Here is a 24,644-nt window from a genome sequence, read left to right as displayed (position 1 = left end):
TCTGCGATGCAATGCGACCTCCCCCCGCAAGCGGGAGAGGTGCAGCGAGGCTACCGCGCGAGTTCAACTACTCCCCCTCGTCGCTCGCCAGCACGCCCTTCACCGCGCGGCCCCAGCCGGCGAGCTTGCGGTCGCGGGTGGCCTCGCTCATCGCCGGCCTGAAGCGGTGTTCGAGCCGCCAATTGTCGGCGAATTTCGCGGGCTCCGGATAGACGCCGGCCTCGAGGCCGGCGAGATAGGCCGCCCCTAATGCCGTGGTCTCCTGGATCATCGGGCGATCGACCGGCGCGTTGAGCAGATCGGCGAGCCGCTGCATGGTCCAGTCCGACGCGGTCATGCCGCCGTCGACGCGCAGCACGGTGTTGGCAGCGTTGGCCTCCGGCCAGTCGGTGCGCATCGCGGCCCACAGATCGAAGGTCTGGTAGCAGACGCTCTCCAGGGTCGCATGCGCGAGCTCGGCCGGGCCGGTGTTGCGGGTCAGCCCGAACAGCGCGCCGCGCACCCGCGGATTCCAGTAGGGCGCGCCCATGCCGACGAAGGCCGGCACCAGGTAGACGCTCTGCATCGAGTCGGATTTATCGGCAAGCGGCCCGGTCTCAGCGGCGTGCTTGATGATGCCGAGCCCGTCGCGCAGCCATTGCACCGCGCTGCCGGCGACGAAGATCGAGCCCTCAAGCGCGTAGGTGCGCTGGCCATTGAGCTGGTAGGCGATGGTGGTCAGCAGCTTGTTCTTCGACGCCACCGGCGTGGTGCCGGTGTTGAGCAGCGCGAAGCAGCCGGTACCGTAGGTCGACTTCATCATGCCGGGCTCGAAGCAGGCCTGGCCGATGGTCGCGGCCTGCTGGTCGCCGGCGATGCCGGAGATCGCGATCGGGCCACCGAACAGATCCGCGGTACTCTCGCCGAACCGGGCGGAGGAATCCCTCACCTCTGGCAGCATCGAGCGCGGCACGCGCAAGAGATTGACGAGGTCGTCGTCCCACGCACCGGTGTGGATGTTGAACAGCAGCGTGCGCGAGGCGTTGGTGGCGTCGGTGGCGTGCACCCGGCCGCCGGTGAGCCGCCACAACAGATAGCAGTCGACGGTGCCGAACAGGAGCTCGCCGCGCTCGGCGCGCTCGCGCGCCCCCGGCACGTGATCGAGGATCCAGGCAACTTTCGTCCCCGAGAAATAGGGGTCGATGATCAACCCGGTCTTGGCCGAGATCGCCGGCTCATGGCCTTCGCTCTTCAGTTTGGCGCAGATATCGGCGGTGCGGCGGTCCTGCCAGACGATGGCGCGATGCACGGCTTGGCCAGTGGCGCGGTCCCACACCACGGTGGTCTCGCGCTGGTTGGTGATGCCGATCGCGGCGATGTCCTTCGCCTTCAGCCCGGCCTTCTCCAGCGCCTCGCGGCACACCATCACGGTCGAGGTCCAGATGTCCTCCGGCTCGTGCTCGACCCAGCCGGAGGCCGGGAAATGCTGCGGAAACTCCTGCTGCGCGACCGCGGCGATAGAAATGTCGCTGCGAAACACCATGGCGCGCGACGATGTGGTGCCCTGATCGATGGCCAGCACGAAAGACATGAGCGTTTCCCTTAAGGCTTCGTAACAGGCGCCAAGGGAGCGGATTACCGCGGCGAGGTCAAGATTGCTGGTGCGTGTGGCGGGATGGTCGAAGCAAGCCCCGCCACGGTATCAATCCCGTCATCCTGAGGAGCGCGAAGCGCGTCTCGAAGGATGCACGGCCTCAGTCGGGCCGTCGACCCTTCGAGACGGCCGCTACGCGGCCTCCTCAGGGTGACGGTGACAGACTCGATGCTGGGAGAGAAGCAGCGGCGCCGATCACATCGGCCGGTAGGTCCTGACGTCGCCGGGGACGTTGACGCCGATCTTGATCGCGCCGACCGAGCGGATGATGTCGTCGCCGAGCAGCTGGGCGAAGCAGGCATAGCCCCAGTCGTTCATGTGCAGGCCGTCGGCGGTGACGAAATCGTCGATCGGGATCGCCTGCCTCTCGTGCCAGTCGCGCATCACCTCGAAGCGCGGGAAGATGCCGACATGGCGCAGCGCGGCGATGCGGCCGAGCAGCTTCACCATGCCCCGCGCGCTCTCGGGGCGCTCGGTGACGCGCGGCGAATATTGCGGATCGACCAGCACGACATCGGCGCCGTCGGCCTGGATGCGTGCGACACCGTCCTCGACCTGCTTGGCGGTCTCCGACGGATCGAGGTTGCGCAGCACCGCGTTGGTGCCGACCTGCCAGATCACCATGTCGGGATGCATGTCGATCACTTCGGTCTGCAGCCGCCTCATCATCTCGGGTGCATCCTCGCCGCCCTTGCCGCGATTGAGCACGCTGATGTCGGCCGACGGATACTGCCGGCGCAGCTGCGCGGCGAGCCGGCTCGGATAGGTGAATTCGGGCGCCGACGAACCGTAGCCCTGGGTCGAGGACGAGCCGAACGCGATGATAACGACCGGCTTGCCGGCGGCGAGCTTGGCTGCGACATGCGGCAACGAGCCGGTGCTGTTCGGCACGCCGATGGGCTGATGGCAGGGCACGCGGTGGAAGATGTCGCTGGCGGATTTCGCGACCTGCTTCACCTTGTCGAGCGCCTTCGCGGCGACGCCCGGCTGCGGCTGCGGATTGGCCGCATCGGTTTCGATCGCGGCGGGCTTCGCCGTATCGGCCCTAGTTGCTTCAGTCTTTGCTCCTGATGACAGCGCCGCATGCTGGTCGGCTTGGCCGGTCTGCGCGCACAACGGCACGGCCGAGAGCGGCGCGAGCAACACGAGCGCGGCAACGGCGCGCAGGCTCCGCCCTGCGGCGAAACGAAAAGGGAAGGCAAAACGCATCAACTCGACTTCCTCTAATTCTGCTGCACCGGGCCCAGATGGGCCGCATCGATCACGAATTTCGCCAGTGCGCGGCCGAGACAGGCATGAACCTTCTTGGCCAGATCGACACCATGCGAGGTGCTGAACAGGTCAAAATATCCGGCGTCGCTCCACTGCTTCATAATCGCGAACCGGTCGAACAGCGGAACGTCGTGCTGCTGCGCAACCACCTTCATATTGTCGAGATATGGCGGCGCAGAGATCATCGTTTCCGTACGCGGGCTGTATTGCAGATTGACCAGCACCACGTCGGTCCCGGCGCCCCGCAACGCAACAACGCCATCGTTGATGGCGGTGCGGAAATCGTCAGGATCGACTGCTCGCATAGCATCGACCGTTCCGGTCTGCCAGATAACCAAAGTAGGCTTTTTTGCTTCAACAAGCTCAACAAGGGTTCCCGCGGTCTCCTCGGCGGTGCTCTTTCCCTGTAATTCTACGGATAGATCGATGGTTGCGGCCGGAAACGCCTCCTTCAGCGCCGCCTGCAGCGTGGCCGGATAGGCGCTCGCCTCGTTGCCCGGGATGGTCGAGGAGCGGCTGCCCACCACCAGCACGCTGAGCGGCTTGTTGGCCTTCACCGCATCGGTGACCTTCGGCAGCGAGCTCTCGCTTGCCAGGAGATAGGCCGGCACGTCGCAGGGCGGAGCCGGTGCCGGCTCGACGGTATCGCCGGCGCGCGCGGGCGCAGCCGCCAAACAGGCGGCCAGCAGCGTCAGGCTCAGCATCGTCCACGCGGACTTCATGCTCCCCCTCCCGCCAGATCGGCGTTGCCGCCCGGCGCCTTTTTTGGAGGCGCCTTTGTCGGCGGAGTGCTTGTACCACGAAATAATCCACGCCATGCCGCACATGATGAGGATGCCGCAAACGCTGATCAAGGCGTGCAGTGCGGCACCGCCAGATACTTCGGCAAGCACGAAGTGACCGGCAAAGGCGAGGAAGACCCCGAGGCAGAATATCTCAAGCGAATGCTGGCCACACAGGATCAATGGTCGCAGCCAGGGCGATTTCAAGCCCGGCCAGTCCCTCGGCAGGAAGCGCACGGTGAGTGCGGCGAGCGCCAGGAAATGCGCGAACCGCAACACGTCCAGGTCGGTCTTGTTGATCGGATACATCCATTGCTCGATCACCTTCGGCATGATGTGGCCGAGCTGCGGCACGTACCAGGTCAGCGTCACGAAGAACGCCGCGACGAGGTAGACGATGCAGATCCACATCGTGATGTTCGACGACAGGATGCGCGACATCCGCCGCGCGCCGCCGAGCGCGCACCAGGCGCCGAACACGAACAGCAATTGCCAGGCGAACGGGTTGAACGCCCAGAAGCCGTTCGGATAGGCCGAGAGATAGAGATCGAATTGCCAGGTCAGCGCGTAGAGCAGGACCGACAGGCCGAGCGTGACATCGGGCTTCCACTTCATCAGCCACAGGATCAGCGGCAGGAACAGCATCAGCACGATGTAGAGCGGCAGCACGTCCATGTTGACCGGGCGGAAGCGCAGCAGCAGCGCCTGCACGATGGTGACGTCGGGCTGCTTCAGGAAGTCCATGATCCCCATCTCTTCGGTGTAGAGCGGGTTCTCGAACGAGGTCGCGACATAGGAGATCTCGGCGAGGAAGATCGTGAACAGGAAGACATGCGCGACATAGATCTGCCAGACCCGGCGCAGGATGCGCGCGGTCGCGATCACGAAGCCGCCCTCGAGCATCGCGCGGCCATAGACGAAGGCGGCAGTGTAGCCGGATATGAAGATGAAGATCTCGGTCGCGTCGGAGAAGCCGTAGTTGCGGATCGTCAGCCAGGTCAGAAGATTGGTCGGCAGGTGATCGATGAAGATCAGCCACAGCGCGAGCCCGCGGAACAAATCGAGCCGGAGCTCGCGCTCGCCGGTCGCCGGCAGCGAGATCGCGGGCGCCGCCGCCACGGCTTTTGCCTTGACCTCTGCATCGGCTTTGGCGTCAGCCACCGGCGAACCGGCTATGGGATCGGCAATCGAGCTCATCAAACACCGTGTCGGCTGCGGGCGCCCGCAGATCGTGCTGAAAAGATAATATCGGTCCACAACTTGCCGACAAAGCACAGAGTGCGGCGACATGCGGCCGCGCTTTAGAGCGGAACTATGTTGAAACCACGATGGACAGCCGGCCCCGGGACCGGCTTTTCACGGCCTGCCCGGCGATTGGTTCCGGCTGACCAATTGGCTATGATGGGCGCCTGTTTGCGCATGATCCGGCCGAAAGCGGATTTTGCGCCGAGATCATCGGATTGAGCCGTATGTACCGCGCCGTTACCCGCCAGATCGAAGTCACCGTCGAGCCGAACTTCATGCCGGAGCGCTCGTCGATCGACCGGCGCGAATATTTCTGGTCGTACAAGATCGTGATCGTCAATTCGGGCCCGGAAACGGTGCAGCTGCGGACGCGGCACTGGATCATCACCGACGCCACCGGCCGCCGCCAGGAGGTGCGTGGCGAGGGCGTGGTCGGCGAGCAGCCGGTGCTCGCGCCCGGCGAGCGCTTCGAATACACCTCCGGCGTGCCGCTGCCGACCGCCTCCGGCTTCATGACCGGCAGCTACCAGATGGTCACCGAAGCCGGCGAGCGCTTCGACATCGACGTGCCGACCTTCTCGCTGGACAGCCCGAGCCCGGACGGGAAAAGGGTGCTGAATTAGCCGCGCTGTCAGTCTCGCCGCGCCCCAAGCAGTCACCGGGGATGCGGCCCGTCAAATTTCTGAATAATGGAAATAATTGCGGGTTTTCTGATCTGCCCGACGAGCGGACGCGCACGGCCGGCCTCAGTTCCTCATCATTTCAACGTGCCATTGCGCATTGGGGCGGCACGGCCGCCACGCGATCACTGCAATCGACCGGCCGGCGCCAGGAACCAATGGCTCGCAAGACTCTTGGCTCCCTGACACAAGCACTTTTTGGAGAAATCATATGAAGAATCTCGCGATCTATTTGGCAGCCGGCGCAAGTGCCCTTGTCATGACTGCCACAAGCACGGCTTTCGCCGCACCGCTTTCACTCGGCGCGTCGGTGGGGCCGGAGAGCAACATCCAGAACGTTCGCATGGTTTGCGATGAAGCCGGCCGTTGCTGGCGCGCACGAGGCGAACGCCGCGTCATCGTCCGTGAGCCCGATGATTCATACGGATACGCACCTCGTGAGCGCTACATCGAGCGCCGTGGCTATGAGGAGCGTGGCGGCATCGGGTTCCGCGCTCCGGGCGTGAGTGTCGGAATCGGGACCGACCGCTACTGAGGAAACGCATCGGCGTCAGAACGGCCGCGGAGCAATCCGCGGCCTTTCTTTTGGAGACGCGGCATCTCGAACGCGCGGACCTGGGTCTACCGGCCGCCTGCCCCACCTTCACAAGTGAGGGGCACCGGCGCCTCGCATGCGCTCCAGGAGCCAGAAAGCCCCGATCGCAACGAACGAGAGCACGAAGATTGCTCCGCACGCCAGGAAAGTCTGCAGGAAGCTCGTATCCATGACATCCTCCTTTTGATCGCTTGCAAGGGTGGTGTGCGACTAACGCGCTTAATCTGCCAAAATGTCGCGCGTGACCATCGAAGCCGCCGGTTTCAGAAATTCGCGGCGACCAGATCGTAAGACCCCCTGCTTCCGCGAACATAGACCCTGGCCGCAGCGGCACATATCCGATCGCGGTTGGCATCGAAGGCGTGCAGAAGGCCCGGCTCGTCGAGGTAGGCATCCGATTGAAGTCGCTTCAATGCGCCTTCGGTGACGAAGAACGATGCCTCAATAGCACTGTCATATCCCCAAAACCGCACGGCGCGCCGCGTTTGGTCGTATGAACGACTATGATTTGGAAATTCAATCATGGGTAAGGCCTATCAGGTTTGTTGCCACAGCTTGTCGCGACCCGTAACGCGCGCATTGAAGCGACGTGACGTCTGGTCGATCGGTTACAAGATTTGGCAGCTAAGGCGTCGCGCTTCCGCAAGGGGGATGCTGTAACAATACAGTTGCGCTGCTGATTAGCTGGCTACTCCGCTGTCGAATGACAAGCCCACTCGGCACGTATCGGGGCAATCGCTCGCGTTTTTCGTGCCGGATACGTCCAGATTCGCCCGATTGCGCAGAAAACATTCGCCGAAAGGCCAGCTTATGATGATACGGTCGGCGATGTCTCCAGCCGACCTCCGCACAGACCCGGGTGCTGCAAGCAGCTTGGCACCGCAGCAGGACCTTGTGGCGGAAGAGAATGTCAGCCTTCGACTTCTGCTCGCGCAGGCCGCGATCGATGCCCAGAGTTTGCTGACCGCAGCCGGCATTGACGCCAAGGAGCGCGAAGCGGCCGACAAGCTGCAGAGGATGATCCTCGAGGAGCTGCACCACCGCATCAAGAACACGATCGCAACCGTCGGTGCCATTGTCTCCCAGAGCCTGCGCAACCTGGCAGGGGTCGAACATGCGCAGCACGCCATCGAGGGCCGGTTGCTGGCGCTCGGGCGGGCGCACGATGTCCTGCTGCAGGCAAGATGGAGCAGCGCGGATCTCGGCACCGTCGTCCGCGGCGCCACCGAAGCCTTCAACAACCCGGATGAGCCGAAATTCTCGATTTCGGGACCCAGTATTCGCATGACGTCAGGCGCCGTCATCGCCATCGCAATGACGCTCAACGAGCTCTGCACGAACACCACGAAGTTCGGCGCCCTGTCCGCCCCGCAGGGGCGGATCGACATCAGTTGGACGCTGGATCAACCAACACAGCGCTTGCATCTGACATGGACCGAGAAGAACGGTCCGGCAGTCCACCCTCCGGAACGGCGCAGTTTCGGGACACGGTTGATCGAAACGCTCGGCAGGCAGCTGCGCGGCGACGTGCAGCTAAGCTATGAGCCGACCGGTTTCGTGTACACATTCGACGCACCATTGGCTTCTCTTACTTCGCCAACCGCATAGCCGACGTCCCGAACGCACGCCGAAGTCTGGATATGCTCCCCCCGATTGCGAATTGAGTCGACTACCGGGCGTAAGGGGTATCTACTGCGGTCATCACTGCTCCGCCGCCGGCCGATACCGGCGACTGAGAGTGCTGCAAGCTCCCGCCCGTAACCAGGAGAGCTTTATGCCGATTGCTCAACACAGCCAGCCTGAACCGCCGCCTCATGATCTGCCGGCGCTGGAAGCCGTGAGGATAGGAGATGCTGCGAAGCCATTCCTGCCCGGCCTTCAGCGCGACGCGATGCTTCGCAAGGCCCGGCTGGTCGAAACCGCCTCGCACATCAATGATTGGCTGACATCGCCCGGCCTGCGAACGCCGAGCTGACTGCCGATCTTGCGGAGGAAGCCCCGGTACGGGGCCGGCTGAGGCCGCCATTCTTCCGATGCCACCGGGGCCTGGCCTCCGGTCGCCTCTCACCAAGCGACGGCTTCGACATTGCTTCCAACTGTGCTTCAGGAACTGGCGACCGCGGTGAACGTTGTCGCGGTGCAGATATTCACGCGCGCCATCCGATTGGCTTGTGCCCGGTGATTTGTGGCCTCGGTGCTCGTTATTCGACCCTTTGCCTCCCATATACAAGTCAGTCCTCCAGCCATCGAGATTGGTCGGAATGCGCGGAGACCTCCAAGGAAAGGGCCCGCCATGTTCAAATCTCAACAGTACCGCGCCAAGGCAGCCGCATACGGCGAACTGATCAAGCGTTCGGGCAGTCAGGGCGAAAGCCGCAAGCTTCAAGAGCGGCAAGACCGCCTCGCTTCGCTCGCGGATAACGAGCAGGGATTGGCGGACAATTTCGACAACGCAATAAACGTTGCGGAGCACGACCGCTCTCGTGGCGTCGCCCTTGCCGCCGAAGAGGAGTACGTCCTGCGGTGTCTCGGCGCGGCCATCATCATGCAATGGAACGTCCTGCCGAAGGCGCTGCAGCGGGAAATCTTCGACACCGCCGGATCGGTCGGAAAACTGTTGGAGACGTCCGCGCTCCGCGGGCAGATCGCGCGCTTCCTGCACAAGCACAAGGATGATGCCGGTCGCGACAAGGTTCTGGAGGCGCGTCAGGACGCGAGATCGGGCGCTGCGGCTTTGTCGCGATGGGACAATGAAGGAGGTGCAGTCCCCGATGGACTGCCGATGTGAGCCAACTACGACAACAGGAGATTCACCATGTCACTTACCCAATTTGACGTCGATGACGGACAGCACAGCATGGACGGGCTGCGACTTGTCGCCCGTGATGGAAATGAACGGATCGAGGCATTCATCGGCCGCAAGGTGATGGACGTCTGGGCCGAGTCTGTCGAGCACCGCGGCGGACATCAAAGCCTGTTCCGCGATCAATACAACGCACTCGGCAGGCTGAACCTGGCGGCGATCGAGCGGATCGTCAGTGCGAAATACCAACGCGGTGCTGCGTTCAACCGCCAGCATCCCTATGTCGAGGTACTGTTCTCGGATATCACCGACAGCGGGGAGACCTTGAATCTGAGCGGGCTCGTGCGCGAGACCCTGCCGCCCGCGTTTCACCGGCTGAGTTGAGATCGATCCAGGAGGATTCCCATGACGACGAAGAAATCCCTACTCTCCATTGACGAACCAGAGCTGAAGAAGCCGCTGCGCGCCGACCGGCCTCCTACCGAAGGCTTCGTGATCATTGTCGACAAACACTTCAAGTCGGAGTTCGACACCGCCGAGGCTGCTGAAACGTCTGGCCGACAACTGAAGGCGGCTTATCCGATGCTTCAGATCGAAATCTACGACGCCGCCGGCAAGACCCGCACCTTGCTGAGCTGACAGGCCTGATTACCGAGCCCCGTGGGCAGTTTTCCGCCTACTCGACGCCGGCTTCCTGCGGCGTGAATTCGTAGACCGACGAGCAGAACTCGCAAGTCACGACCACCTTGCCGTCCTTGACCATCTCGGCGCGATCGTTCGGCGCAAAGCTCTTCAGCATCGACGACACCGCATCGCGCGAGCAGGAGCACTGCGCGCACAGCGTTTGCGGGTTGAAGACGCGCACGCCGCGTTCGTGGAACAGGCGGTACAACAGCCGCTCGCCGGAGAGATCGGGATCGATCAGTTCGACATCCTCGACGGTAGAGATCAGCGACTGCCCCTCGACCCAGGCGTCGTCATCCGGCACGCTGTGCGTGGCCGTGCCCTCCGGCGCATCGCCGGGATGCAGATCGGCCTGCTTGGCGCGTTCGGGGGCCTTGGGCAGGAATTGCAGCAGGATGCCGCCGGCGCGCCAGTGCAGCTTGCCGCCTTCGCCGCCGCGCATCTCCTCGCCGACTGCGAGCCGCACCCGCGTCGGAATCTGCTCCGAGCGCAGGAAATATTCATGGGCCGCCTCTTCCAGGCCGCCGCCGTCGAGCGCGACCAGGCCCTGGTAGCGGCTGGTGTTCGCGCCCTGATCGATGGTCATCGCAAGGTGGCCCTTGCCGAGCAGCTCACCCGAGCTCTGCCCGTCCTTGAGGCGCGCCACATCGTAGCGCGCATAGGCACGCAGCCGGTCGGGCGCCTGGAAATCGACGATCAGGAGCGAGACCGGACCGTCGGTCCGGGTCTGCAGGATGAAGCGGCCCTCGAACTTGACGGAGGAGCCGAGCAGCGTGGTGAGCACGATGGCCTCACCGAGCAGCTTGCCGACCGCGGGCGGATAATCGTGCTTGTGCAGGATCTCGTCGAGCGCGGGGCCGAGCCGGGTCAGCCGGCCGCGCAAGTCCAGCGCGCCGACCTCGAAGGCCAGCACGGCATCGTCGACAGGAACCGCCGAGGGCGCGCGAATGGGCGTCTCGGCCTGGATTTTGATGTCGGGGGATTGTGAAACCATGGCGCTCTATCTGGGGTCTCGGACCATGAAATAAAGGGGTTCAGCATACCGGGAATCGACGTCGTCCCTGCGAAAGCAGGGACCCATAACCACAGGATTTTGTCGCGGCACAAGGCGTCTGCCCATGTGCCTTTTTCTCAGGCCGCGGCGTCTGGGTCCTTGCTCCAGTGCGCAATTGCGCACAAGGCAGGGACGACGGCATTGATGTCGTCGACTACGCGACCGTGTCGAAACACCAGGCCAGGATGCCCTTCTGCGCGTGCAGGCGGTTTTCCGCCTCGTCGAACACCACGGATTGCGGGCCGTCGATCACCTCGTCGGTGACCTCCTCGCCGCGATGCGCGGGCAGGCAGTGCATGAACAGCGCGTCCGGCTTGGCGAGCGACATCAGCTTGGCATTGACCTGATAGGGCTTCAGCACGTTGTGGCGGTGCTCGCCCTCCTTGTCGCCCATCGACACCCAGGTGTCGGTGACGACGCAGTCGGCGCCGCGCACGGCGGCTTCCGGATCGGTGCCGAGCATGATCGGCGCACCGGTGGCCTTGATCCAGTCCCGCATCGGCTTCTTCGGCGAGAGCTCGGGCGGCGTGGCGATGTTGAGATTGAACTTGAAGCGCTCGGCGGCGTGCGCCCAGGAGGCCAGCACGTTGTTGTCGTCGCCGGTCCAGGCCACCGTCTTGCCCTCGATCGAGCCGCGGTTTTCCTCATAGGTCATGAGGTCGGCCATCACCTGGCAGGGATGCGAACGCCGGGTCAGGCCGTTGATGACGGGCACGGTGGCGTGAGCGGCGAGCTCGAGCAGCGCGTCATGGTTGAGGATGCGGATCATGATCGCGTCGACATAGCGTGACAGCACGCGCGCGGTGTCGGCGATGGTCTCGCCGCGGCCGAGCTGCATCTCGGCGCCGGTCAGCATGATGGATTCACCGCCGAGCTGGCGCATGCCGACGTCGAACGACACCCTTGTGCGGGTCGACGGGCGTTCGAAGATCATCGCCAGCGTCTTGCCTTCGAGCGGCTTCCTGCCCTTCTCATGCGCCTTCAGCTTCGCCTTCATGGCGGCTCCGGCTTCGAGCATGTTGCGCAACTCGGCGAGCGGCAGCTCGTTGATATCGAGGAAGTGACGGACCGGCTTGCTCATTATCCAGCCGCCTTCTTCGGCTGCGGCGCCGATAGCACAGAGCAGGCGCGCTCGAGCGCAGTGATCGACTGGTCGATCTCGGCCTCGGTCACGATCAGGGGCGCCAGGAACCGCACCACATTGTCGCCGGCGCCGACGGTGAGCAGCTTCTCGTTGCGCAGCGCGGCGATCAGATCGCCCGACGGCACCACCGCCTTGACGCCGATCAACAGGCCCTCGCCGCGCACTTCCGACAGCACGCCGGGATAGCGGTCGACCACGGAAGCGAGCTTCTGCTTGAGCAGCAGCGACATCTTCTGCACGTGCTCGAAGAAGCCGGGCTTGAGCATGACGTCGAGCACGGCATTGGCGGCGGCGACCGCGAGCGGATTGCCGCCGAAGGTCGAGCCGTGCGAGCCCGGCGCCATGCCGGCCGCAGCCTGCGCGGTCGCCAGCACCGCGCCGATCGGGAATCCGCCGCCGAGCGCTTTCGCCAGCGACATCACGTCCGGCGTGACGCCGGTGCGCCTGTAGGCGAACAGCTCGCCGGTGCGGCCCATGCCGGTCTGCACCTCGTCGAAGGCGAGCAGCAGGCCATGCTCGTCACACAGCGCGCGCAGCGCCTTGAAGAACGCCTGCGGCGCCGAACGCACGCCGCCCTCGCCCTGCACCGGCTCGATCAGGATGCCGGCGGTGTGCGGGCCGATCGCCTTCTTCACCGCCTCGATGTCGCCGTGCGGCACCTGGTCGAAGCCGTCCATCGGCGGGCCGAAGCCCTCGAGGTATTTCGCCGAGCCGGTCGCAGCCAGCGTGCCCAGCGTGCGGCCATGGAAGGCGCCTTCGAAGGTGATGATCCGGTAGCGTTCGGGATGGCCCTTGGAGAAGTGGTGGTGGCGGACCAGCTTGATCACGCCCTCCATCGCTTCCGCGCCGGAATTGCAGAAGAACACGAAGTCGGCAAAGCTCTGCTCGCACAGCCGCGCGGCAAGCACCTCGCCGTCCGGGCTCTTGAACAGGTTCGACATGTGCCAGAGCTTGGTCGCCTGCTCCTGCAGCGCCTTGACCAGATGCGGGTGCGCATGCCCGAGCGCGTTCACCGCGACGCCCGAGGTGAAATCGAGATAGCGGTCGCCATTGGTTGCGATCAGCCAGGCGCCCTCGCCGCGCTCGAAGCCGAGATCGACCCGGGCGAAGACGGGGAGCAGATGCGACGAGGCGTTGGTCATGGCGTTCACTGCCGGTTTGAAGCCGTCAATCGCCGCGCGCCTTGACGCCTACGCAGCAACCGCCAGCTTCGGAAAACAAAACGGCCGCCTTTGCGGGCGGCACGTGCGGGTCATTCTATGCGGCGGCCGGTAAGTGTCAATCGCCAGGAGCCGGCCTTTGCCGGCCTTCCTGCAATGCGAAACCGGCGCAATCCGGAGCATTCCCGTGCGGTGGAAAAGCCTCATAGCAATGCTTAACTTTGTGGGAACATGTGGACGCACGGCCGCGGACTCTTGCGCCAGAGTCACGCCATATTGTAGCGTTTGGCCTGTCGGGTACGACATCTCGTGCGGCAGTACTGGACCCTCTAAGTAGCCTTCGTGTCTCGTGTAAACGTTCGGGCGCAACACCGTGCCCGGCGAGGGCTAAGGGATTCTGGCCGCAGGGATATTTGTCCAGATTGGCTCGCAGCGCCGCTCCGATGACTGGCCGGCGCCATGCGAAAGGAAGAATGCGATGACTGTATTGACCTGGTCCGACGATCGCGTCGAGCAGCTGAAGAAGCTCTGGGAATCCGGCCTCTCGGCCAGCCAGATCGCGGCGGAACTTGGCAATGTGACGCGAAACGCCGTGATCGGCAAAGTGCATCGGCTCGGCCTCTCCGGCCGCGCCAAGGCCCCCTCAACGGCCGCGCCGCGGCAGCGCAAGGCCCGCCCAGCCCAGCACATGATGCGGGTGGCGCGCCCGGTCTCGCGCGGCAACACCGCGCTTGCGCACGCCTTCGAGGTCGAGATGGAGCCCGATCCGATCTCCTTCGACAACGTGGTGCCGATGAGCCAGCGGCTGTCGCTGCTCGAACTCAACGAGGCCACCTGCCACTGGCCGGTCGGAGATCCCTCGAGCCCGGAATTCTTCTTCTGCGGCGGCAAGGCGCTCGCCGGCCTGCCCTATTGCGCGCATCACTCACGCGTCGCCTACCAGCCCGCCAACGATCGCCGCCGGCCGTCGGCGAAGCCACAGATCAAGTAGCACTCGGGAAACCAGCCTGGACTGCAAAAACAAATCCCCGCGAAAGCGGGGATTTTTTTGTGTGATCGTAGCCCGGATGGAGCGAAGCGAAATCCGGGGCGGTGCTTGAAGCGGAGAACGCACTACAAACCGGCGTCGTCCCGGCGAAACCCGGGACCCATAACCACGAATGGGTGTTGTTAGAAAGTCGTCTGGCCGCTTGCCCATTGCGACGGCCGCGGCGTATGGGTCCCGGCTCCCGTGCGCAATTGCGCACTAGGCCGGGACGACGGCGTGTTGCGGCCTATGACTACTGCACGGCCTTACGGCTGTGGCTCGGCCTTCGCGAAGCGGTCGTCGAGCGCATAGCCGGCGCCGCGCACGGTGCGGATCGGATCCTGCTCGCGGCCCGGATTGAGCAGCTTGCGCAGGCGGCCGATATGCACGTCGACGGTCCGCTCATCGATATAGATGTCGCGGCCCCAGACGCTGTCGAGCAGTTGCTCGCGGCTGAACACGCGGCCGGGATGCTCGAGGAAGAATTCGAGCAGCCGATACTCGGTCGGACCGAGATCGATCGGACGTCCCGAGCGCGCCACGCGGCGCTTCTCGCGGTCGAGCTCGATGTCGCCATAGGTCAGCACGGTCGCAAGCCGCTCCGGGCTCGCGCGGCGCAGCAGGCCCTTCACCCGTGCCAGCAATTCGGGCACCGAGAACGGCTTGACGATGTAGTCGTCGGCGCCGGTGGCAAGCCCGCGCACGCGCTCGCTCTCCTCGCCGCGCGCGGTCAGCATGATGATCGGAAGCTGCTTGGTCTCGGGCCGCGCCCGCAGGCGCCGGCACAGCTCGATGCCGGACAGGCCCGGCAGCATCCAGTCCAGTACCACGAGGTCGGGAACGCGCTCCTTCAGGCGGGTGTCGGCATCGTCGCCGCGCCCGACCGTTTCGACATCGTAGCCTTCCGCATCGAGGTTGTAGCGCAACAGTGTCGTCAGCGCTTCCTCGTCTTCGACTACCAGAATGCGTGCGCTCATCGGTTTAAGTTCTCTCTCTGTGATGATCCGTTGCCCAGACGCAAACCGAAACGCTTACTTTCCTGAGCATAATCCCCGCGGAAGCGACTTGTCGTGAAGACAATCCGGCTCCGCGCCTGCGGATCATGTCCTAGGTACCCGGCACCGTGGTGGCAAAGTTGGTCATGTCGCCCTTCGGGCGCTTGTCGGTGATCTGCTGGCCCTCGATCATATAGAACACGGTCTCGGCGATATTGGTGGCATGATCGCCGATCCGCTCGATGTTCTTGGCGCAGAACATCAGATGGATGCAGAACGAGATGTTGCGCGGATCCTCCATCATGTAGGTCAGCAGCTCGCGGAACAGCGAGGTGCAGATCGCATCGACCTCCTCGTCGCCCTTCCAGACGTTCATCGCCGCCGGCAGATCGTGCGCGGCATAGGCGTCGAGCACCGACTTGACCTGCGACAGCACGAGGTCGGTCATGTGCTCAAGGCCGCGGATCAGCTTTAGCGGCTGGAAATCGCTTTCCAGCGCCGCGACGCGCTTGCCCATGTTCTTGGCGAGGTCGCCGATCCGCTCGAGGTCGGTGGCCACGCGCATCGCGCTGACGATTTCGCGCAGGTCAATCGCCATCGGCTGGCGGCGGGCGATCGTCAGCACCGCGCGCTCTTCGATGACGCGCTGCAGATTGTCGATCTCGATGTCGGCGGCGACCACGCGCTTGCCGAGCGCGACGTCGCGACGGATCAGCGCGTCGACCGACTCGGTGATCATCCGCTCGACGAGGCCGCCCATCTCGGCGACCAGGCGGGTCAACTCCTGCAGGTCGCTGTCGAATGCCTTGGCGGTATGTTCAGAAGCCATCGCTTGTCTCCCTCATGATCCCGGGGATCATGATTTGGTGTCCTCAGTTTCGCACGATCCGATCGAAAAACCGGTGCCCACTTTTGCGGATCATGCGCTAGCCGAACCGGCCGGTGATGTAGTCCTGGGTGCGTCGATCGCTCGGCGAGGTGAATATCTTGTTGGTGTCGTCGAACTCGATCAGCTCACCGAGATACATGAAGGCGGTCTTGTCGGAGACGCGCGCCGCCTGCTGCATGTTGTGGGTGACGATCGCGATCGTATAGTCCTCGGAGAGTTCCTGGATCAGCTCCTCGACCTTGGCGGTCGAGATCGGATCGAGCGCCGAGCACGGCTCGTCGAACAGGATCACCTCGGGCCGCACCGCCACGGTGCGCGCGATGCACAGGCGCTGCTGCTGGCCGCCGGAGAGCGACAGGCCGGAGGCGTTCAGCTTATCCTTGACCTCGTTCCACAGCGCGCCGCCGCGCAGCGCCTTCTCGACCCGGTCGTCCATCTCGGACTTCGAGATCTTCTCGTAGAGGCGGATGCCGAAGGCGATGTTCTCGTAGATCGTCATCGGGAACGGCGTCGGCTTCTGGAACACCATGCCGACCCGCGCGCGGAGCAGATTGAGGTCGAGCTTGGGATCGAGAATGTTGGTCTGGTCCAGCATCAGCTGGCCGACCGCGCGCTGGCCCGGATAGAGATCATACATCCGGTTGAAGATGCGCAGCAGGGTCGACTTGCCGCAGCCCGACGGGCCGATGAACGCCGTGACGCGGTTGGTGCCGAGCGTCAGGTTGATGTTCTTCAGCGCGTGGTGCTCGCCGTAATAGAAGTTGAGGTTGCGCACCGTGACTTTCGGCGGCGCTTCCGGCAGCGGCACCTGGGGAACGTGGCTCGCGACGGTCGTGGAGACGGAAAGCTCGGTCATTTTGCGGCCCTTTCGGCACCAAGGATGCGCGCGCCGATATTCAGCGCGAGCACAGTGAAGGTGATGAGCAGCGCACCGCTCCACGCCAGCTCTTTCCAGTAGGCGTAGGGGCTCTGCACGAAGTTGTTGATGGTCACCGGCAGGTTGGCCATCGTCTTGGTCAGGTCCAGGCTGAAGAACTGGTTCGACAGCGCGGTGAACAGCAGCGGCGCGGTCTCGCCGGCGACACGGGCGGTCGCCAGCAGCACGCCGGTGATCAGACCCGACCGCGCAGCACGATAAGCGATCCGCTTGATCACCAGCGAACGCGGCAGGCCGAGCGCGGAGGCCGCCTCGCGCAGCGGATTGGGCACCAGCAGCAGCATGTCCTCGGTGGTGCGCAGCACGACCGGGATCACGATCACGGCGAGCGCGAGACTGCCTGCGATCGCCGAGAAGCCGCGCATCGGCACCACCACCGCGCCATAGATGAACAGGCCGATGATGATCGAAGGTGCGCTGAGCAGGATGTCGTTGATGAAGCGGATCACCGAGGTGAGCTTGTCGTGCTTGCCGTACTCGGCGAGGTAGGTGCCGGCGAACAGGCCGAGCGGCGCGCCGATGCCGACGCCGATCACCGTCATGATGACCGAGCCGACGATGGCGTTGAGCAGGCCGCCTTCGGTCGAGCCCGGTGGCGGCGTGTTCTGGGTGAACAGCTGCACGCTGAGGCCTGCAAGGCCGTTATAGACCAGCGTGAACAGGATCAGCGCCAGCCAGGTGACGCCGAACAGCGCCGCGCCGACACAGAGTGCGCGAATGACGATGTCGCTGCGGCGGCGGGATTTGTAGATCGGGTTCATGGCCCTATTTCCCCGCTTTCGTTTCAAGCCGCATCAGCATCAGCCGCGCGCCGGCGAGCACGAAGAAGGTCAGCACGAACAGCAGGAGGCCGAGCAGGATCAGGCCGGACTGGTGCAGGCCGTCGCTCTCGGCGAATTCGGAGGCGATCGCCGCCGAGATCGTGGTGCCCGGCGCGAAGATCGACGACGAGATGCGGAACGAGTTGCCGATGATGAAGGTCACCGCCATGGTCTCGCCGAGCGCGCGGCCGAGCGCCAGCATGATGCCGCCGATCACGCCGACCCGGGTGTAGGGGATCACGACGCTGCGGACGACTTCCCAGGTGGTGCAGCCCATGCCGTAGGCGGCCTCTTTCAGCACCGGCGGCACGGTCTTGAACACGTCGACCGAGATCGCGGTGATGAAGGGCAGCACCATGATGGCGAGGATCAGCGCGGCGTTGAACAGGCTGAGATAGGACGGCGGACCTGCAAACACCGCACCCAGCACCGGGACGCCCTCGAATATCCTGATCATGAAGGGCTGGAACGTGTTGGCCAGGAACGGGCCCAGCACGAAGAAGCCCCACATGCCGTAGATGATCGAGGGGATGCCGGCGAGCAGCTCGATGGCGATGCCGATCGGGCGGCGCAGCATTTGCGGGCAGAGTTCGGTGAGGAAGATGGCGATGCCGATGCCGACCGGAATGGCGATCGTCATCGCGATGACCGAGGTGATCAGGGTGCCGTAGATCGGGCCGAGCGCGCCGAGCACCGGCGGATCGGCCGAGGGCGCCCAGCGCTGCGTCCAGAGGAAGGCGAAGCCGTATTCCTTCATCGCCGGCCAAGCGCCGGCGATCAGCGACAGGATGATGCCGCCGAGGATCAACAGGACCGAGATCGCCGAGATGCGGGTAATCCAATAGAAGGTGAGATCACCGAGCTTGAAGGCGCTGAGGGCCTTGGCGCGATCGTAAGGTCCCGCGGCTTCCATCACATCGCTCTGAACAGCCATGTCTGCCACGCCAATCCCCTCATTACTATGTGAAAGCTACGCAAACCGCTACGCCCCGAAGCGATCTTCACTGACGCATTTGGCCGGGCGTCGTTCCGGTTCCGCCTCCCGAGGCGCGAACCCGAGCCCCGCCCCGCGTTTCTTGCCGCGGTGATGGAGCCCGGATCTTGGTCGCTTGACCTGTGCCGCCCTTGGGAGGCGGCACAGGCTGTGTTCGAAGCGTCGGACTTAGCTCTTGATGTCCGAGGACCAGGTCTTCTCGATCAGCTTGACGACCGATTCCGGCATCGGGATGTAGTCGAGCTCTTCGGCCGCCTTGCCACCCTTCTCGAAGGCGTACTTGAAGAACTTGAGCGCTTCCTGCGAGGCCGCCTTGTCGGTCGAATCCTTGTGCATCAGGATGAAGGTCGCCGCGGTGATCGGCCAGGAGGCTTCGCCCGGTTGGTCGGTCAGGATCACATAGTAGCCGGGAGCCTTGGACCAGTCGGCGTTCGACGCAGCGGCCTGGAAGGCGGCGACGGTCGGCTGCACGGTCTTGCCGGCCTTGTTGACCAGCGCGGTGTAGGTCAGCTTGTTCTGCTTGGCATATGCGTATTCGACATAGCCGATAGCGTTCTTGGTCTGGCCGATGTTGCCGGCGACGCCTTCGTTGCCCTTGGCGCCGACGCCGACCGGCCATTCGACCGCGGTGCCGGAACCGACCTTGGACTTCCAGTCGGCGTTCGACTTGGAGAGGTAGTCGGTGAAGTTGAAGGTGGTGCCTGAACCGTCCGAACGGCGCACGACGGTGATCGCGTCCGCCGGCAGGGTCAGCTTCGGATTGAGCTTCGCGATCGCCGCGTCATTCCACTTGGTGATCTTGCCGAGATAGATGTCGCCGAGCACTTCGCCGGAGAGCACGAGATCGCCCGGCTTGATGCCTTCGACGTTCACGACCGGAACGATCGCGCCCATCACCATCGGCCACTGGACGAGGCCGTCCTTCTCGAGCTGCTCGGCCTTGAGCGGCGCGTCGGTGGCGCCGAAGGTCACGGTCTTGGCCTGGATTTGCTTGATGCCGGCGCCGGAACCGATCGACTGATAGTTCAGGCCATTGCCGGTGTCCTTCTTGTAGGCGTCAGCCCACTTCGAATAGATCGGGAACGGAAACGTCGCGCCCGCGCCGGTAATATCGGCAGCGAAGGCCGACGTCGAAGCGGCGACCATGCCGGCAGCGACGATTGCTTTGATGAAATTCATGGGGTGGTCTCCATCTTGTGAGCGAAGCGCCAATTGCGCCCGATCGCGCTCACACCGGTCCATCTAGGAGCGGTCGGTGCCGCTTTTACGAAGGTTGGATGACAGTTGGATGACAGTACTAAGCGACTGAAAACGCTTAGCTTTGGGTCGGTAACGGGGTCTTCGGCCGGGGAAAACAGGCGGTAAAAGTCGCGCCATTCTTCGGCACGCTCTCGATCAGAAGACGCCCGCGATGACGGTTAAGAATATGTTTCACCAGCGATAATCCGAGGCCGGTTCCGCCCTGGTTACGACTGTCGCCGACGTCCACGCGATAGAAGCGCTCGGTCAGCCGCGGCAGGTGCTCCGGGGCGATGCCGGGGCCGAAATCCCGTACCATGACACGGATTTCGGGGCTCCCCTCGCCCGATGCGCCCGAAACGGTCTGATTGAGCGACACTATGACGCGGCCGCCCGAGGCGCCGTATTTGAGGGCGTTCTCGATCAGGTTCTCGAACAGGCGGAGCAGTTCCTCGCGGTCGCCGGCGATCGTGACCGGGGTCGGTGGCAGGTCGACGTCGATCTCGACCTGGCGCTCGCTGGCCAGCGCCTCAAGCCCGTCGGCCACCTGGCGGATGATCGGCACGATATCGATCGAGGCCTCGGGCCGCACATGGGCCGACAGCTCGACCCGCGACAGCGACAGCAGGTCGTCGATCAGCCGCGCCATGCGGGTGGCCTGGGTGTGCATGATGCCGAGGAAGCGCTCGCGCGCCCGCGCGTCCTCGCGCGCCGGCCCCTGCAGCGTGTCGATGAAGCCGGACAGCGCCGCGAGCGGCGTGCGCAGCTCATGGCTCGCATTGGCGACGAAATCGGCGCGCATCTCCTCGACCCGGCGCAGCGGCGTCAGATCGTGGAACGTCATCAGCATGCATTTCTCGGTGCCGCCGAACTGGGTCGGCACCGGCACCGGCGTGATCACCAGCTCCATCCAGCGATCGACCGGAACGTGATCGGAGTAGGTGGCGCGGCGCGGCTCGGTGGTCGCGATCGCCTCGCGCAACGCAGTGATAATCTCCGGCGAACGCAGGGCAAATTGCGCCAGCTCGTTCTTGCGCAGCGCCGGCGCAAGCTGGGCCGCGGCGGTGTTGAGATGGATGACGCGGCCGGCGCGATCGAGTAGCACGGCCGGGTCCGGCATGCCGGCGACGACGGCGCTGACGGCTGCGGCCTCGACCGGATTGCCGTGGCGGACATCCTCGCGCGAGGTGCCGGCATCATGCAGCCGCCATGGCACCAGCGCCGCAGCCGCGATGCAGACGAACACCACGCAGGCGCGCACCAGCGACAACTCGCCGAGCGCGACCACGACGCTCAGCGCCAGTGCAGCGGCAAGCAGGATGAGCGCGGAATGGCGCAAGCGGTCGGGCCAAGGCGAGAAAATCGAATGCGGCGTATCGTCAATGGCCATCGCGGCGGCTTTCTTCCCGTCGGTTCATGTCTCGCCCAGGCGCGGTCAAATCGACCTTCCCTCGGGAGGCATCGGGCCGCGTCATCAGACCCCGGAATCACCACGCTTGCGGACCAGAACCGCCTCATGGTGCGGCTCAGCGCGGGGACCCGAATCAGTCTGCGGCAGCCGCTTGAGTCGGGCGCCGACGATAACCTCCCGAAACGTCAGCAAGATTACAGATATGACGAACGGCGCAATATAGTAGAGCAGCCGGAACAACAGCATACCGCCGAGCAGGTCCTCGCGGTCCATCTGCCAGAGGCCGACCAGCATGGCGGCGTCGAACACCCCGAGCCCGCCGGGGGAGTGGCTGGCGAAGCCGAGCAGAGTCGCCGACACGAAGATGACGGCGACCACGACGAAGCCGAGATTGGGCTCGTCCGGCACCAGCACGTACATCGCCAACGCGCAGAAGCCGAGGTCGACGATGCCGATCGCGATCTGCAGCAGCGTTAGCGGGCCGCCCGGCAGGGTCACCGTCCAGGGACCGCGGCCGACCACCCGCGGCTGGGTCCAGACCCAGACCACATAGGCGACCAGCGCCATGATGATGCCGAACGCCAGCGCGCGATTGAGCCAGGGCGGCAGCTGGTCGATGTTGGCTGCGGCTTCCGGATGGTAGGCGATGCCGAGCCCGAGCACGGCGGCATTGCCGAGCCAGAAGGTCAGGCCGGCGAGAAAGCAGATCTTGGCGACGTCGATCGCGTTCAATCCCCAGGCCGAATAGATCCGGTAGCGTACCGCGCCACCAGTGAAGACGCTGGCGCCGACATTGTGGCCGATCGAATAGGAGGTGAATGCCGCGAGGGCATTGACGCGATAGGGCACGTGGGCGTGGCCGATCGCGCGCACCGCGAACAGATCGTAGAAGGTCAGCGTGAAGTAGCCGGCTGCGACGAACAGCCCCGCCAGCGCGATTTGTCGCGGCTCGGTGCTCTTGATGGCCTCGAGCACCTCATTGGTGTCGATGCCGCGCAGCATATGATACAGGACGTAGCAGGCGATGCCGATGACGGCGATGCTGATGACAACACCCAGCCGATGCAGGATTTGCTTCTGGCGCAGAAACGCCATCGCCCTGCGTATTGCTTCCAGCATCTAGACCTCGAATTGCGATCCCGCGACGGCGGCTCCCGGGCGAACCCCGCCGACGCTTCGCTGTGCCCCGACCCCTGTAGCGCGTTTTAAGCCGGAGTGGAATTCGTCAAACGACAATAAAACGCGCATCTTCAAGATATTAGGGATGATTCATGACAGCGGGTGCACAAATATGCGCGTTTCTCGCCATCTTCGACAAGACCTGACATCGACGTGCGGCAGTTAGCCCGGCGAACGGTGCGCAAGGCCATCCGGGAAACTACGGGAAGCGAGGGAGACGCCGCGGCGCCCGCGCAGCGAAAATCGCCGCCGCAATGGTCATGCAACGGCGATGAGGCAAGCCTGCGTCAATTTTTATGCCTGTGCCGCAGCCACTGCGGTGACGATTTCGGCAGCATCGGGGAAATGCCCCTTGACGCGGCGGGCGATCACTTTGCCGTCAAGCTTGACCTCGAAGACGCCACCCTTGCCCGGCACCAGCTCCGCATCGAGTTTGAGGCGTTCGCGCAGCAGCGCGGCGGCCTCCCTGGCGCGCTTCTCGTAGCCGCACGGACGGCAATAAATGATCGAGAGGTCGGTCATGGCGTGCTCTCCCATCCACTCATGCTGCGAGATGTTGCGCGTTCACGGCTTCGATGCCGGCGATCCACCCTGCAACCGAGCGGCCGATCGCCTCCGGATGATCTTCCTGCAGATAATGCGCGCCCGCGCCGAGCTGAATGACCGCGCAATGCTGCAGCCTCGCCGCGAAATCCGCGGCGAAGGCCGACGACACCAACGCCCCGGGAGACCCCGCAAACAGCAGCTTCGGATAGGTCGATGCCGCGAGCGCCGCGTGCGCCGTGGTGAGCGCCTGATCGACATCATCAGGCTCGCCCGCGATCGGCAGCTCGCGCGGCAGCATCAAGGTCGGCTTGCGGCTCTCGCGCGTCGCAAACGGCGCACGGTAAGCTTCCATCTCCTCCTCGCTGAGCGTGCGCAGGATCGAGCCGGGCAGCACGCGTTCGACGAACGCATTGTTGTCGAGGACCATCGCCTCGCCCACTCCCGGCGTGCGGAATTTCCGGAACGTCTCCCGGGCGGCCTCGTGCTGGTGGAAGTCGGACCAATCCCGCATCGGGCGGATGAACTCCATGAAGGCCAGCCCACGCACGAGTTGCGGGCGGCGCGCCGCGAGATGGAACGCGAGCGCCGTGCCCCAATCCTGGGCGACCAGATACGCCGAGCTGATGCCAAGCTCGTCGATCAGCGCATCGAGATAGTCCGCATGGTCGAAGAAGCGGTAGGCGATCTCGGGTTTGCCGGACTGGCCGTAGCCGATCAGGTCGGGTGCGATGCAGTGCCCGACCGGCGCCACCAGCGGCATGATGTTGCGCCAGATATAGGATGACGTCGGATTACCGTGCAGGAACAGCACGTGCGGTGCGTCGCTGCGCCCAAGCTCGCGATAGGCCATCGTGGTCCCGAACACCGGGCGATGATGCAGACTGATATCGGCAGACATGGTCATGGCAACTCCTTGAACACGGTTTGGAAGGCGATCGTCTTGAAACGCTCGAGCGCGGCCGCGCTGCGCTCGACCTTCATGCGCAACATCGCGCCCTGCCAGGATGCGAGCAGGAAATCGGCAAGCGCATCGGGATCGAAGTCGGACGCGATCTCGCGCCTGGTCTGGGCTTCGGCGATGCAGGCCGCAAACGGCGCGCGCCATTCCCGGAAGATCTCGTCGAGCTGCTCGCGCAGCATCTCGCTCGAGCCCGACGCCTCGAGGCTGAAATCGCCGATCAGGCAGCCGCGGGTGAAGCCGTCATGCGCCAGCTTGCCGGTGATGAGATCGAGATAGCGCCGGAGCCTGTCGCGCGGCGGCAGCGTCGTGTCGCCGAGCGCTTCCGCGATGAGGCCGCGCACATAGAGGAAGTAGCGATCGAGCACTTCCGACGCGAACAGCTCCTTCGACCGGAAATGGTTGGTGAACGAACCCTGCGGCGCGCCGGCGGCCGTGGTGACGTCGCGCACGCTGGTGCCGTGATAGCCGGTCCGGAACATTTCCTTCAGGCCGGCGTCGAGGATGGCATCGCGGAGAGAGGGTTTTGGCATGGGCGTGATTTAATACGTACGTACGTATTAGTGTCAAGCGGCAAAATGCATGCATGCGGCTCG

The 24,644-nt window shown here is 64.3% G+C and carries 26 protein-coding genes and 1 pseudogene; 8 read left to right on the top strand and 19 right to left on the bottom strand.

Features of this window, described 5'->3' with window-relative positions:
• Positions 1–67: 67 nt before the first annotated feature.
• From glpK to ACVIGB_RS36015, 4 genes and pseudogenes are all read right to left on the bottom strand, one after another.
• Positions 68–1,570, bottom strand: a complete 1,503-nt coding sequence (glpK, locus tag ACVIGB_RS36030; RefSeq protein ID WP_456719104.1) for a glycerol kinase GlpK — start codon at positions 1,568–1,570, stop codon at positions 68–70.
• A gap of 258 nt (positions 1,571–1,828) precedes the next feature.
• On the bottom strand, positions 1,829–2,842 hold the full coding sequence (locus tag ACVIGB_RS36025; protein WP_456719105.1) for an SGNH/GDSL hydrolase family protein: 1,014 nt from the start codon (positions 2,840–2,842) through the stop codon (positions 1,829–1,831).
• A 14-nt stretch (positions 2,843–2,856) separates the two neighbouring features.
• A complete protein-coding gene (locus ACVIGB_RS36020; RefSeq protein ID WP_456749390.1) occupies positions 2,857–3,609 on the bottom strand; it encodes an SGNH/GDSL hydrolase family protein in 753 nt (250 codons plus the stop codon).
• 14 nt (positions 3,610–3,623) lie between these two features.
• Positions 3,624–4,884 (bottom strand): annotated as a pseudogene (locus ACVIGB_RS36015) (OpgC domain-containing protein).
• A gap of 272 nt (positions 4,885–5,156) precedes the next feature.
• Between ACVIGB_RS36015 and apaG the strand changes: the two are divergent.
• Complete coding sequence (gene apaG, locus ACVIGB_RS36010; RefSeq protein ID WP_092123063.1) at positions 5,157–5,555, top strand: Co2+/Mg2+ efflux protein ApaG; 399 nt, start codon at positions 5,157–5,159, stop codon at positions 5,553–5,555.
• 268 nt (positions 5,556–5,823) lie between these two features.
• Complete coding sequence (locus ACVIGB_RS36005) at positions 5,824–6,147, top strand: hypothetical protein (RefSeq protein ID WP_092123061.1); 324 nt, start codon at positions 5,824–5,826, stop codon at positions 6,145–6,147.
• Between the two features lie 323 nt (positions 6,148–6,470).
• Here ACVIGB_RS36005 and ACVIGB_RS36000 read toward each other — a convergent pair whose 3' ends face one another.
• Positions 6,471–6,731 (bottom strand): DUF1488 family protein, encoded by a 261-nt coding sequence (locus tag ACVIGB_RS36000; protein WP_092123059.1) that lies wholly within the window; start codon positions 6,729–6,731, stop codon positions 6,471–6,473.
• Positions 6,732–7,035: 304 nt separating this feature from the next.
• Between ACVIGB_RS36000 and ACVIGB_RS35995 the strand changes: the two genes are divergently transcribed.
• The 5 genes from ACVIGB_RS35995 (at position 7,036) to ACVIGB_RS35975 (ending at position 9,649) form a co-directional block, all read left to right on the top strand.
• A complete protein-coding gene (locus ACVIGB_RS35995; protein ID WP_456724991.1) occupies positions 7,036–7,815 on the top strand; it encodes a sensor histidine kinase in 780 nt (259 codons plus the stop codon).
• 166 nt (positions 7,816–7,981) lie between these two features.
• Entirely contained in the window at positions 7,982–8,182 is a 201-nt protein-coding gene (locus tag ACVIGB_RS35990; protein ID WP_210189257.1) for a hypothetical protein, read from the top strand.
• 318 nt (positions 8,183–8,500) lie between these two features.
• Positions 8,501–8,995: a hypothetical protein gene (locus ACVIGB_RS35985; RefSeq protein WP_092123056.1), complete on the top strand. Its 495-nt coding sequence runs from the start codon at positions 8,501–8,503 to the stop codon at positions 8,993–8,995.
• Between the two features lie 27 nt (positions 8,996–9,022).
• Positions 9,023–9,394, top strand: a complete 372-nt coding sequence (locus ACVIGB_RS35980) for a signal transduction histidine kinase (protein WP_092123054.1) — start codon at positions 9,023–9,025, stop codon at positions 9,392–9,394.
• A gap of 21 nt (positions 9,395–9,415) precedes the next feature.
• Positions 9,416–9,649, top strand: a complete 234-nt coding sequence (locus ACVIGB_RS35975) for a hypothetical protein (RefSeq protein WP_092123053.1) — start codon at positions 9,416–9,418, stop codon at positions 9,647–9,649.
• A 37-nt stretch (positions 9,650–9,686) separates the two neighbouring features.
• On the opposite strand, the gene ACVIGB_RS35970 is transcribed toward ACVIGB_RS35975, so the two are convergent.
• The 3 genes from ACVIGB_RS35970 to ACVIGB_RS35960 form a co-directional block, all read right to left on the bottom strand.
• Positions 9,687–10,688 carry an Hsp33 family molecular chaperone gene (locus ACVIGB_RS35970; protein WP_456719107.1) on the bottom strand — a complete coding sequence of 334 codons (1,002 nt, stop codon included), beginning with the start codon at positions 10,686–10,688 and terminating at the stop codon, positions 9,687–9,689.
• Positions 10,689–10,902: 214 nt separating this feature from the next.
• Positions 10,903–11,829, bottom strand: coding sequence for an ornithine carbamoyltransferase (gene argF, locus ACVIGB_RS35965; protein WP_092123050.1), 927 nt, complete (start codon positions 11,827–11,829; stop codon positions 10,903–10,905).
• Complete coding sequence (locus ACVIGB_RS35960; RefSeq protein WP_171947973.1) at positions 11,829–13,034, bottom strand: aspartate aminotransferase family protein; 1,206 nt, start codon at positions 13,032–13,034, stop codon at positions 11,829–11,831. The genes argF and ACVIGB_RS35960 overlap by 1 nt, the downstream gene beginning before the upstream one ends.
• Before the next feature lie 496 nt (positions 13,035–13,530).
• Between ACVIGB_RS35960 and ACVIGB_RS35955 the strand changes: the two genes are divergently transcribed.
• Complete coding sequence (locus tag ACVIGB_RS35955; protein ID WP_092123046.1) at positions 13,531–14,043, top strand: GcrA family cell cycle regulator; 513 nt, start codon at positions 13,531–13,533, stop codon at positions 14,041–14,043.
• A 302-nt stretch (positions 14,044–14,345) separates the two neighbouring features.
• Here the strand turns inward: ACVIGB_RS35955 and phoB are convergent, their stop codons facing one another.
• From phoB to ACVIGB_RS35900, 11 genes are all read right to left on the bottom strand, one after another.
• Positions 14,346–15,056, bottom strand: a complete 711-nt coding sequence (phoB, locus tag ACVIGB_RS35950; protein ID WP_016844067.1) for a phosphate regulon transcriptional regulator PhoB — start codon at positions 15,054–15,056, stop codon at positions 14,346–14,348.
• Positions 15,057–15,186: 130 nt separating this feature from the next.
• On the bottom strand, positions 15,187–15,903 hold the full coding sequence (phoU, locus tag ACVIGB_RS35945) for a phosphate signaling complex protein PhoU (protein ID WP_050403109.1): 717 nt from the start codon (positions 15,901–15,903) through the stop codon (positions 15,187–15,189).
• Positions 15,904–16,000: 97 nt separating this feature from the next.
• Positions 16,001–16,819: a phosphate ABC transporter ATP-binding protein PstB gene (gene pstB, locus ACVIGB_RS35940; RefSeq protein ID WP_029079896.1), complete on the bottom strand. Its 819-nt coding sequence runs from the start codon at positions 16,817–16,819 to the stop codon at positions 16,001–16,003.
• A complete protein-coding gene (gene pstA / locus ACVIGB_RS35935; protein ID WP_092123044.1) occupies positions 16,816–17,661 on the bottom strand; it encodes a phosphate ABC transporter permease PstA in 846 nt (281 codons plus the stop codon). Before pstA ends, pstB begins: the two co-directional genes overlap by 4 nt.
• Positions 17,662–17,665: 4 nt before the next feature.
• A complete protein-coding gene (gene pstC / locus ACVIGB_RS35930) occupies positions 17,666–18,655 on the bottom strand; it encodes a phosphate ABC transporter permease subunit PstC (RefSeq protein WP_171947972.1) in 990 nt (329 codons plus the stop codon).
• Between the two features lie 228 nt (positions 18,656–18,883).
• Positions 18,884–19,894: a phosphate ABC transporter substrate-binding protein PstS gene (pstS, locus tag ACVIGB_RS35925; protein WP_456719108.1), complete on the bottom strand. Its 1,011-nt coding sequence runs from the start codon at positions 19,892–19,894 to the stop codon at positions 18,884–18,886.
• A gap of 136 nt (positions 19,895–20,030) precedes the next feature.
• Entirely contained in the window at positions 20,031–21,344 is a 1,314-nt protein-coding gene (locus tag ACVIGB_RS35920) for an ATP-binding protein (protein WP_456719109.1), read from the bottom strand.
• Between the two features lie 84 nt (positions 21,345–21,428).
• On the bottom strand, positions 21,429–22,484 hold the full coding sequence (locus ACVIGB_RS35915) for a UPF0104 family protein (protein WP_456719110.1): 1,056 nt from the start codon (positions 22,482–22,484) through the stop codon (positions 21,429–21,431).
• A gap of 354 nt (positions 22,485–22,838) precedes the next feature.
• The gene (locus ACVIGB_RS35910) at positions 22,839–23,066 is read right to left on the bottom strand and encodes a SelT/SelW/SelH family protein (RefSeq protein ID WP_456719111.1); all 228 of its coding nucleotides are present in this window, start codon (positions 23,064–23,066) and stop codon (positions 22,839–22,841) included.
• A 19-nt stretch (positions 23,067–23,085) separates the two neighbouring features.
• The gene (locus tag ACVIGB_RS35905) at positions 23,086–23,994 is read right to left on the bottom strand and encodes a haloalkane dehalogenase (RefSeq protein WP_456719112.1); all 909 of its coding nucleotides are present in this window, start codon (positions 23,992–23,994) and stop codon (positions 23,086–23,088) included.
• Complete coding sequence (locus ACVIGB_RS35900; protein ID WP_456719113.1) at positions 23,991–24,581, bottom strand: TetR family transcriptional regulator C-terminal domain-containing protein; 591 nt, start codon at positions 24,579–24,581, stop codon at positions 23,991–23,993. Before ACVIGB_RS35900 ends, ACVIGB_RS35905 begins: the two co-directional genes overlap by 4 nt.
• Positions 24,582–24,644: the final 63 nt, after the last annotated feature.

The sequence above is a fragment of the Bradyrhizobium sp. USDA 4341 genome (genome assembly GCF_054063755.1).
Note: the sequence above shows the minus strand (reverse complement) of the source record. Positions and strands in the feature narration are given on the sequence as shown.